Genomic DNA, 11555 nt, shown 5'->3' on the forward strand with positions numbered 1-11555 from the left:
AAATGTTCAGACAAAAAAATGCCAGAGCAAGCTCTGGCCAGAATTTAAGGACGCTGCGGAAACACGCCGTACAATGAAATGCAGAAATTCAGCACGCTGAAAGGCTGACGATTTTCATGCGCAGTCCCCTGACCGACAACACTGATGCCCTGTGGTGACAGCATTGTCAGCGTCGGTGCAGACGTATCGGTCGTGGCAGCATACAAATTGCCGCTTGCCAGCTTGGAAACTAAATGACCGCCCGGGCCTGCCGATGCGGATTGGCTTGCATTGACAACCATATCATGCGTATGCGTGGTCATTTCGCTCAAGGTCAAACTCACTGCATTCTCGCCTTGCTGCTCACCTACCAGATTATTTTGCGCGCCAATCACGGCCTGCCCCATTAAATTTGGCAAGCCAAAAGTTGTTGTGCCATTCCCGCCATAATTGACGCCAAGAATCGAGAACAAGGTTGAATTTTGCTGGATAGGTACCAGCGCGCCGTCACAGAATGCCCATTGATAAGGGGCAAAGTTGAAACCAAACGCGCGGATTTCTCCGATAAATGGATCTGCCATTCTGTTCTCCTTAAGCTTGCTGCGGGTAAATGCCGACCGTTGCGATGATGTAATTCAGTGCCGTTGTGGGCATCAGATTGCTATGCGGGAGACTACCGCCAACAACAGGGATCGATTGTGGACTGAGCTTGCGTTCCAGCGTGGGATTTGGCACGCCAGAGTCGTACAAAGTACCGCTGGCCAGCGTTGCCAACACCGTCGTCGGTCCGGGAACACCAATAGTGGCATTATCCGCACTGCCTTGTATCGTGTGGCTATGCGCAGGGAGTTGCGCTTGTGTCAGTGACACACTTGCCACCCCAAATGTCTGCCCCATGGTGCGTGGCGACAGAGCCGGACCGGTACCCTGCCCGACGGGCAGGCGATTGCGCAGATCGGGCAAAGCAAATGTGCGGACGCCGTCGCCGCCGTAGGTGGTGCCCAATAATGTAAACAGGATCTCGTTCTCTGAAATCTGAATCTGACTACCATCACACGCTAGCCAGCCCTGTGGCGCGTAGGTGCCTGCAAACAAACGAATTTCGCCAACAAAAGGATCTGCCATTCTGTTCTCCTTAATTTCTGGATGGGAAAATGCCGGAAGTGGCAATGATGTAATTGATGACGAGTGATGGCTGCATGTTTTCATGCGCAGCGCCGGCACCTATTGTCGAGGTCATGCCAGCTTCCATTGCGACCAGATTAGTGGGGGTACCGTAGATGTTGGTCGCCGTTGCCGCCAATACATTCAGCGCTGCACTACCGACACGCGGGGTAGTCGCAGGCGAACTGGCCACCACCACATTATGATTGTGCGGCGGTAAATTCGCGGCCTGCAGAGCAACCGTTTCCTGACCACCGGTTTGACCTTGAATAAAGGTATTGCCATCTCTGTGGACGGCGACGCGCCCGCGTAAATCCGGTAGTCCAAAAGTATTTTTTCCATCGCCACCGTATTGCACGCCCAGCAATGCAAACAAGGCATTGTTCTGTTGCACGCTCATTAAGGCACCATTACAGAGTGCCCAACCTTTCGGCGCAAATGGAAAAGCGCAAATCTTAATCTCACCTAAAAACGGCTCCACAGTTTTCTCCTTAAAGAGGTGCTGACGGTTAAAAAAGTGCTGACACTGACCACTATTGGCAATTTTTATTTTTTTACAACAACCATAATTCGCTCAAAATAAATTTTCGTCAATCATCTATTCAGACTAAGGAGGCGAAAAGAACACACTTATAGGCAATTCATTTTTTAATTTGCCTTTTTTTTGTGCAATGTGGCTAAAATATTACCGTCGCTGATAATTGCCTAATAAATCACTTTTTGTCAAGAAAAAGTTTATTTTGGGCAACTATCAGCAATCCGATTCTCTGCTTCAGCATATTTCAATCCCAATCGGCATCACCTATTACCAGTCAATCAACACGGAACATCCCCGAGGAAAAAATGACGATATATCCCAGCCATGATCCCGCCAGCCAGGCAGAAAGAATGCGCTATCCCGCATGGTGCAGCCTGCTTTTATTCACCTTACAAAAACAGATGCTGCGCAGCTTAGTCCAACTGATGCTGCTGATTTTTTCCTTGCTGGCCTATGGGCAAGCGTCTGCCGCTTGTAATATCAGTTTTACCGCTGCGGCTGGGGGACAGGTCACTTTTGAGGCTGCAAACAGTCAATACGCCGGACAGCCTGCAAGGTACAAGTACTCATTTTCGGCAGCAGATAGCACCAATTGCGGCAATGCCGACGTATTTGGTCTGTCGAACGCCGACGGCTCCAGTAATAGTAATAACACCGGCGTCACAACCAGCGCGGGGATCATGCTTCAATCCAGCGCCAAAGGGTCGAACAATATGTTTGTTCACTCGACAAACAATGGTGGCCCCAACGATTTCAGCGCTTTTTATTATTCCATTCCCGCTGGCTTATCGAATACCACTGATACCTTCCAGTTTTATGATGGCAATGTGGTTTTGCAAACTGCAACTGTCACCATTCCGGCTGCAACTCCCGGCGCACCAACAGGTGTTACCGCTACAGCAGGAAATGCGCAGGCGTCGGTTGCCTTTACGGCCCCCGCCTCCGATGGTGGTAGTGCCATTCTTGACTATACCGTCACATCAAGTCCCGGCGGCTTTACTGCTACCGGCGCGGCCAGTCCGCTGAACGTCACTGGTCTGACCAATGGGCAGGCTTACACTTTCACGGTCACGGCAAGAAATGCCAATGGCTCTGGTACTGCGTCTTCCGCATCCACGGCGGTCACGCCTAAGGCAACGCAAACCATTACCTTTAACCCTCCCGGCGCACAGACTTTTGGCACGACACCGACCTTGACGGCTACGGCTTCTTCTGGTCTGACGCCGACATTCACATCAACGACAACCGGCGTCTGTACGATCACTTCCGGTGGTGCGTTGACGTTTGTCACGGCAGGCTCTTGCACGATTAACGCCGATCAGGCTGGTAATGCTGCCTTTTCAGCAGCAGCAACGGTTCCGCAAACCTTTACTGTCAACGCCATTGCTCCGGGAGCACCAACGGCAGCGGCCGGCACCGCCGGGGACACTCAGGTCTCCGTCGCCTTCACCGCACCAGCTTCCAATGGCGGCAGTGCTATTCTTGACTATACGGTCACGGCCAGCCCCGGCGGAGCCACGGCTACCGGTGCAGCCAGTCCGCTGAACGTCACTGGTCTGTTAAACGGAACTGCTTATACTTTTACTGTGACCGCCAGAAACTCGGCTGGCTCCGGTTCGGCATCCACGGCGTCCTCTGCAGTCACGCCTAAGGCACCGCAAACCATTACCTTTAACCCTCCCGGGGCACAGACTTTTGGCACGACACCGACCTTGACAGCTACGGCTTCTTCTGGTCTGACACCGACATTCACATCAACGACAACCGGCGTCTGTACGATCACTTCCGGTGGCGCGTTGACGTTTGTTACAGCAGGCTCTTGTACGATTAATGCCGATCAGGCTGGTAATGCTGCCTTTTCAGCAGCAGCAACGGTTCCACAAACTTTTACTGTCAACGCCATTGTTCCGGGAGCACCAACGGCTGCGGTGGGTACACCAGGAGACACTCAGGTCTCCGTCGCCTTCACCGCACCAGCTTCCAATGGCGGCAGCGCTATTCTTGACTATACAGTCACTGCCAGCCCCGGCGGAGCCACGGCTACCGGTGCAGCCAGTCCGCTGAACGTCACTGGTCTGTTAAACGGAACTGCTTATACTTTTACTGTGACCGCCAGAAACTCGGCTGGCTCCGGTTCGGCATCCACGGCGTCTTCTGCAGTCACGCCTAAAGCTGCACAAACCATTACCTTTAACCCTCCCGGTGCACAGACTTTTGGCACGACACCGACCTTGACGGCAACCGCCAGTTCCACCTTAGCTGTGAGTTTCACCTCCACAACAACAGGGGTCTGTACAGTCACTTCCGGTGGTGCGTTGACGTTTGTCACGGCAGGCTCTTGTACGATTAACGCCGATCAGGCTGGTAACGGCACATACCTGGCAGCGACTACCGTCGGCAGAACATTTGCGGTTAATGCGACTGTTCCAGGTGCCCCAACCGGTGCCGTTGGTACAGCCGGAGGTGGACAAGTATCCGTGGCCTTTACAGCGCCAGCTTACAACGGCGGCAGCGCCGTCACGGGCTACACGGTCACTGCGAGCCCCGGTGGTGCGAATGTCAGCGGCGCGACCAGCCCATTGGTCGTCACCGGCCTGACAAACGGAACGCCATACACTTTCACAGTGACGGCAACCAATCTGGCAGGTACTGGCACGGCGTCTACCGCATCCACGGCAGTGACGCCTAAGGCAGCGCAAACCATTACCTTTAACCCTCCCGGTGGTCAGGCTTTTGGTACAACACCAACCTTGTCCGCTACGGCTTCTTCCGGTCTGATACCAACATTCACCTCCTCAACAACCGGTGTCTGTACTATTACTTCCGGTGGTGCGTTGACGTTCGTCACGACTGGCACTTGTATAATTAATGCGGATCAGGCCGGAGATGGCACTTATGGGGTAGCAACGACGATCAGCAGAACATTTGCCGTAAATCCTGTTGTACCTGGTGCGCCTACCGGTGCCGTAGGCACTGCCGGAGCCGCCCAAGTGTCTGTCGCCTTTACTGCACCGGTATTTAATGGTGGTAGCGCGATCACAGGTTACACGGTCACTGCGAGCCCCGGTGGTGCGTCTGTTAGCGGTGCGACCAGCCCATTGGTCGTCACTGGCCTGACAAACGGAACGCCATACACTTTCACAGTGACGGCAACCAATCTGGCAGGTACTGGCGCGGCATCGACGGCATCTACCGCAGTCACGCCAAAAGCACCTCAGACCATCACGTTTGGCAATCCCGGTACACAGACTCTCGGTACGGCATTGACGTTGACAGCCAGCGCCTCTTCCGGTTTAACGGTCACATTCACATCATCAACACCCGGTGTTTGCTCAGTAACCCCGGGAGGTGTTGTGTCCTCTATCTCTGCGGGTGTCTGTACCATCAATGTTAATCAAGCTGGTAACACGAACTTCGCAGCAGCGGCAACGGCGACTCAATCGTTCACCATCAGTCCTTTGCCAGTTGGCGTGCTGACGTTTGCCAAACCGGGCGCAGCACTCGTCACGATGGGTTCGAGCTTCACAAACGTTGCAACCTCAACTTTGAGCGGTGGCGGCTTTGGTGCCATCAGTTACAGCAGTTCGAATAATGCAGTGGCAACGGTGAATGCGGCCGGTGTCGTGACACCGGTCAGCCCCGGCTCAAGCACCATAACGGCAACGCAAGCTGCTGTGCCTGGTGTGAACGACCAGGCGACACAAACCTATACACTGACAGTTGCACCTCTGCCGGTTGGTATCCTGAGTTTCACCACACCAAATGCAGCAACGGTCGTGATGGGAGGTACGCTGACTAATCCTGCAACATCAACCCTGACGGGTGGTAGTTACGGAGCGATCAGTTACAGCAGTTCAAACACTGCCGTGGCTACCGTGAGTGCAAATGGCGCAATCACTACTGTCAGCGCCGGTACGAGTACGATCACGGCGACGCAAGCAGCAGTCGCAGGGGTGAATGCTCAGGCAACGCAGACTTACGTGCTGACGGTTGGTAAAAATGCGCAAGCGACACTCAGAGTCGTCAGCGATAAATCAAGCATCTTTAAGGTGACAGGTACAGCAACACTGACCACAACTGGCGGCTCTGGTACCGGCGCCATCAGTACTGCAGTCACAACGGGTACTTGCTCAGTCGCTGGCAATGTGGTTACTGCAGGCAGTGTTGCAGAAACCTGCGTCGTCACAGTGACTAAGGCAGCAGATGCCAACTACAGTGCAGCAACGGCAACGGTCAGTATCCAGATACTGAGTATGGCGACATCCAGCGTCACGCTGGCCAGTTCCTCGCTGAATCCTATGTTAGGACAAAGCGTTAATCTGACCGCGACGGTTAATCCAGGCGCGGCAACGGGAACCGCCAGTTTTATGGATGGCACGACTCTGATCGCGAAAGTGAATCTCAGTGCGGGCGCTGCAAGTCTGACGACCAGTACTCTCGCCGTCGGCAGCCACAATCTGACCGTGGTGTATTCTGGTGATGCCAATCTGGCCAGCTCCACCAGTGGTGCCATTGTTGTGAACGTCAATGCCCGACCTGATCCGGTAAGCAATCCGCTGGTGAAACAAAATATCGTTTCGCAAGCAACGACAACACAACGCTTTACTGTGGCTCAGATGAGCAACATCTATAACCACGTACAGATTCTGCATAGTGACTTTAATATCCGTAACCGTTTCGGGGCGGGTCTGAATGTGCCGTATCTGGATACTTTGCGCCTGGTCGGTGGAAAAATTCTGGATAATTTCAGTGGCACTCAAGAGAAAGATGTTCTTGCCGGAGAATTCGGAACAGTGAAAACTGCGGAAAATCAACGCCGCGCAAGAGCGCCATTTGCTCAGGACGGTACGGCCCATCAGAAAGAAAAACGCATTGCGAAAGACGAGGAAGCAGATCAGGAACCGGTCATCAGCGATGATGTTCCACGGATTGCCGGTATGCCGGCAGGTTTCTGGACTGCGGGTAATATCGACGTCGGCTCTCTGGATGCACAGGATGGCTCTCGTACTAAATTCTCCAGTGCAGGTTTAACGCTGGGTATGGACGTAATGGTCAATTCTAAGTTGATTGCCGGTGGCTCGTTAGGCTACGCTAAAGACAACGCTACTTTTGATAATCTTGGTAGTGAAAGTAAAGCAAAACAATGGTCTGGCTCGCTGTATGCAACTTACAAACCAGAAAAACATTGGTTTGTTGATGGCGTACTTGGTGCCGGTCATGTGACCTACGACAATCGCCGTTGGGACAGTAACAATAATGTCCTGTTGTCTGGTGACCGCAAAGGTAAGATCATTTACGGTTCAATGAGCCTGACACGCGAATTGATTCTGCAACAGTTCCGTGTACATCCGTTCGGTCGCGTCGACGTAATCAACGTCAAACTGGATAGCTACTCAGAACAAGGCAGTCCGATGGCATTAACCTTTAAAGATAGCAGCTTTACTAACTCCACCGTCACTGGTGGTGTGGATATCTTTAAAGACTATTTCTTTGCCAGCGGTCAGGTAACGCCTTCACTGAAGCTGCAACTGTCACACCGTACCAGCGGCGATATCAATCAATCCGTGTATTACTCTGACACGGGTGTGAATGGTCCAACGTATAACGCGATCGTGACAGGTATTCCGGAAGATGTTCAGTCTTTAGGTTTAGGGCTGAATTTCAAAAACCGTCGTGGTTTCCAGGCAAACTTCGCGTGGCTGGGATCGATGGGCGCCAATGCTTATCGTGCCAATAGCTTCCGACTGGATTTACGCTTCGGCTTCTGATGCATTGAGTTAATGCGTATTTCAAATAAAAGCCCCCGTTAGCAATAACGGGGGCTTTTTCTTTATGGCGGCTGAACATGAACGCCCGCTCAGCAGCTATCTGATAAAAAACTGGCGATAGATTTTCAACGCATCATCATCGTGGAAAGTGTGCCTCAGATATCCACAGGATCAATTTCTACCGACCACTTCACCCGGCTTTTCATTGCCCGCAAAGTCACTATCCATTCTTTGACAAACGCCTGCAATGCCGGGCGCGAAACCGACTCAACCAATAATTGGGCACGGTCAACATTCGCAACTCTGGTCATGGTCATGGGAATCGGATCGTTGATCGTGATGCCGATATGTTGAGTGCAGCTAGCAGCCTGCTGCAAAAATTCTATCGCCGTCGCTAACTCGCGCGCCTCCGCACGCAACAAAGCCTGATACATAAACGGCGGCAGTTGTGCCTGCTGGCGTTCCTGCAATAAATCGGTCGCGAAACTCTGATAGTTATGTGCCATCAACGCGTGATACAAAGGATGATCAGGGTAACGCGTCTGAACCAGCACCTCCGAAATGCTGCCGCCCTCTTTCTGCGCGGTTCTGCCGGCACGCCCCGATACCTGCATCAGTTGGGCAAACAAGCGCTCGCTGGCGCGATAATCCTGGGAAAACAAAGCGGCATCCGGATTCAAAGCCGCAACCAGAGTCAGGCGCTTGAAGTCGTGTCCCTTGGCAACCATCTGCGTGCCAATCAGAATATCGACCTCGCCATCGTGCACGCGCTCAAAGGCGGCGGCGGCACTGCCTTTCAGACGAGTCGAATCAGCATCGATGCGAAATACCCTCGCCTCCGGGAAAATGTTCGCCAGCGTTTCTTCCAGCCTTTGCGTGCCGCGACCCAGCGGTTGTAAATCAATATTGCCGCACGTCGGGCAAGAACGGGGGATACGTTGCTCCAGCCCGCAGTGATGGCAACGCAGACGATGGTCGCCTTTGTGCAACACCAGATTGGCAGTACAACGAGTGCAATTGCTGATCCAGCCGCAGGCATCACAGGCTAGTACAGGTGCGTAGCCACGCCGATTCAGAAACAGTAGTGACTGCTCACCTTTCTCTAAACGCTGACGTATCGCGGCAATTAATCGCGGGGTTAAACCTTCACTGGGCTTTTCACGTTCAAGATTAATGATTTTAACAACCGGCAACACTGCGTCTTTGACAGCACGTTCATGCAATTCAAGCAGGCGATAGCGTCCGCTTTGCGCGCCATGCCAGCTCTCCAGCGATGGCGTCGCCGATCCCAGCACAACAGGAATCCGCAATTGATGTGCGCGCCAAATCGCCAGATCACGCGCGGAATAACGCAAACCTTCCTGTTGCTTATAAGAAGGGTCGTGCTCTTCATCAACGATGATCAGCCTTAAGTCCGGCATCGACGCCAGCATCGCCAAACGCGTCCCCAGGACAATGCGAGCCTGCCCCTGATGCGCAGCCAGCCAGTGCAACAAGCGTTCGCCCTCGGCCATACCACTATGCAAGGTTGACAAGTGTAGGCCGGGAAAGCGATCGCGTATGCGCGCCTCAAATTGCGGTGTCAGATTAATTTCCGGTACCAGAATCAATATCTGCCCACTTGCCGACTCAGCAAGAATTCTGGCGGCAGACTGCAAGTACACTTCTGTTTTTCCGCTCCCTGTGACGCCGAACAAGAGATAAGGGCTGAATTCGCGGATATGCGTTATTGCGTTGACCGCCACTTGCTGCTCAGCATTGAGCGCAGGTTTGTCTTGTGGAGCAGCGTCGTGCGGGAACGATAATCGGCCTAATTTCTTCAGCGCCCTGTCCAGAGAAACGGTTTTGGCTACTTTTAAATTTTTAGGCAAGGCGGGTAATGCGACTTCCCCGAGAGGGCGCTGATAATAATCAGCCGCAAACCTGATCAAAGCCAGCCATTCAGCGTTCAAAGCAGGAAGCACATGGCGCACGGCGATCACATCGCGCAACTTATCTGCAGGTACCGTTGTTGTTTCTACTATATCAACAATAAGGCCTGTGATTTCCTGGCGACCAAACGGTACCAGCACCAATTGCCCTATGCATGGCTGATTGGATGCATTCGCCTCTTCTGTCGCGGAAACCCAGCGGTAATCAAAGAAAGTGTCAAGCGGAGTATCTAACGCGACACGCAGGAAAATGGCGTTCACGTGTCTAGTTTTTGTCGTAAAAAATAACGTTAAGCATTGATTTTATGAGTAGTTTGCCAGTTATCCACAATTTCTGTGAATAACTTTGTGGGTAAAGGTCTATTGACATCGCTTTTTGCTAAGGTTTACGCGGGTTTCAACAAAATGCTTATTCTGAAGGCAAATTAATTTATCATTTAAAATCAATGAGTTAGAAAAATCATTTGCTTACTTAAAAATATTTTTTAAAGTTTTTTTCAATTGCCCTGAATTTGTGCATAAGTAAGATAAATCAAGCTTGTTTTTACACAATAACTCTCGTTATACAGCTTGGTTTTCCATCGTTTTTGGGCTTGAAAAGGGCGTGTATACAACGTTTTGCAAAGCAACATGCTGAGCTGATCAGCAAAAGCAGGCATCGTTAATTGATTAACGTTTTAAATGCCTGCTTTTCTATTCATTTTGTTATGCGTAACCAATGTGCAAAGCCAAAATTTGAGCGTCAAGATACGGCACTTATGCTACTTTTTGGCGCTGGCTGCGACTGTATTCGTGCACAGTCTCGACCAGGACGCTCACGGAATCCGGTGAGGTAAATTGTGAAATTCCATGGCCAAGATTGAATACATGCCCATGACCCGCTGCAGGAGTACCGTAACTATCCAGTGTTTGTATAACCTGCTGACGAATTTGCTCTGGTTCTGCAAATAAAATCGCGGGGTCAAGATTGCCCTGCAGCGCTACCTTATCACCGACCCGGGCACGCGCTTGTCCAAGATTGACGGTCCAATCCAGACCCACTGCATCGGCACCGATCGCTGCAATTTTTTCCAGCCACAAACCACCACCCTTGGTAAAGACAATCGCCGGGATACGTTTTCCGTCTTTTTCTTTTTGTAATTTATTGACGATGTCCTGCATGTAGCTCAGTGAGAACTCCTGATAAGCTGCATCCGCCAACGCGCCACCCCAGCTGTCGAAAATCATCACCGCCTGCGCCCCGGCATCGATTTGCGCATTTAAATAGCTGGCAACAGCATCCGCGTTGACCCGCAAAATGTGGTGCATCAGATCAGGGCGTTTATACAGCATGGTTTTTACTGTGTGGAACTCACGTGAACCCTGCCCTTCCACCATGTAGCAAGCCAGTGTCCACGGGCTGCCGGAAAAGCCGATCAGCGGTACTCTGCCATCGAGCGCAGTACGGATCTGCGTCACGGCATCAAATACGTATTGCAGGCTACCTTCTTCAGGGACTTTTAATGCCAGCACGTCTTTTTCTTCTTTTAAAGGCCGTTCAAATTTCGGTCCCTCACCCTCTTCAAAGTACAGACCCAGCCCCATCGCGTCCGGTACGGTCAGAATATCGGAAAACAGGATAGCCGCATCCAACGCAAAGCGGTCTATCGGCTGCAAAGTGACTTCTGTCGCGAACTGTGGATTCTTTGCCAGACTCATAAACGAACCTGCGCCTTTGCGCGTAGCGCGGTATTCCGGCAAATAGCGGCCCGCCTGGCGCATCAGCCACAATGGCGTATATTCAGTCTCCTCGCGCAACAGAGCTTTGATGAAGGTATCGTTTTTGAGTGGAGCAAAATTGTGGGACATGTTGACTTTCAGAACACTGTTTTAATTTTGTGAAGATGCGGAAAACATTGCAAATCTCGGAATAGCTGACATTATCGCCTAAGCTGCATCGAACGGCATCTGATCTTGCGCAATTGACTCAACAGGGCCGCAATGCAATGAATATAAATTGTGGATAACTTTGTGGATAGCTTTATCTATTTTAGTATTTAGCTTTGATTGTTAAATACAGTTAACAAAATATGACTTCAACTCATTGATTTTATTGAATTTATTTTTCATCGATTGCTATAAAGAAAAATTTCCTCGAAAACATGTTTGTAATAGCTTGTGCATAAGTCCGCTTGT

The 11555-nt window shown here is 51.5% G+C and carries 6 protein-coding genes; 1 reads left to right on the plus strand and 5 read right to left on the minus strand.

The window, feature by feature from the left end; genetic code table 11:
- Positions 1–44: 44 nt before the first annotated feature.
- From H8K38_RS07015 to H8K38_RS07025, 3 genes are read right to left on the minus strand one after another with little or no spacing between them, the layout of a single operon-like run.
- The gene (locus H8K38_RS07015) at positions 45–560 is read right to left on the minus strand and encodes a phage tail protein (protein WP_186884077.1); all 516 of its coding nucleotides are present in this window, start codon (positions 558–560) and stop codon (positions 45–47) included.
- 10 nt (positions 561–570) lie between these two features.
- On the minus strand, positions 571–1104 hold the full coding sequence (locus tag H8K38_RS07020; protein WP_186884078.1) for a phage tail protein: 534 nt from the start codon (positions 1102–1104) through the stop codon (positions 571–573).
- Positions 1105–1114: 10 nt separating this feature from the next.
- Positions 1115–1624: a tail fiber protein gene (locus H8K38_RS07025; protein ID WP_186884079.1), complete on the minus strand. Its 510-nt coding sequence runs from the start codon at positions 1622–1624 to the stop codon at positions 1115–1117.
- A 362-nt stretch (positions 1625–1986) separates the two neighbouring features.
- Here H8K38_RS07025 and H8K38_RS07030 point away from each other — a divergent pair, with 362 nt between their 5' ends.
- A complete protein-coding gene (locus H8K38_RS07030; RefSeq protein ID WP_186884080.1) occupies positions 1987–7449 on the plus strand; it encodes a fibronectin type III domain-containing protein in 5463 nt (1820 codons plus the stop codon).
- 155 nt (positions 7450–7604) lie between these two features.
- On the opposite strand, the gene H8K38_RS07035 is transcribed toward H8K38_RS07030, so the two are convergent.
- On the minus strand, positions 7605–9641 hold the full coding sequence (locus H8K38_RS07035) for a primosomal protein N' (protein WP_186884081.1): 2037 nt from the start codon (positions 9639–9641) through the stop codon (positions 7605–7607).
- Positions 9642–10136: 495 nt separating this feature from the next.
- On the minus strand, positions 10137–11228 hold the full coding sequence (gene hemE, locus H8K38_RS07040) for a uroporphyrinogen decarboxylase (RefSeq protein WP_186884082.1): 1092 nt from the start codon (positions 11226–11228) through the stop codon (positions 10137–10139).
- Positions 11229–11555 lie beyond the last annotated feature (327 nt).

The organism is Undibacterium sp. FT79W, assembly GCF_014284215.1.
Lineage (GTDB): Bacteria > Pseudomonadota > Gammaproteobacteria > Burkholderiales > Burkholderiaceae_D > Undibacterium > Undibacterium aquatile.

What these genes read in the sequence shown, in the direction of transcription:
- H8K38_RS07020 (WP_186884078.1), bottom strand. Translation starts at nt 1,104, where the DNA reads ATGGCAGATCCTTTTGTTGGCGAAATTCGTTTGTTTGCAGGCACCTAC.
- H8K38_RS07030 (WP_186884080.1), top strand. Translation starts at nt 1,987, where the DNA reads ATGACGATATATCCCAGCCATGATCCCGCCAGCCAGGCAGAAAGAATG.
- H8K38_RS07015 (WP_186884077.1), bottom strand. Translation starts at nt 560, where the DNA reads ATGGCAGATCCATTTATCGGAGAAATCCGCGCGTTTGGTTTCAACTTT.
- hemE (WP_186884082.1), bottom strand. Translation starts at nt 11,228, where the DNA reads ATGTCCCACAATTTTGCTCCACTCAAAAACGATACCTTCATCAAAGCT.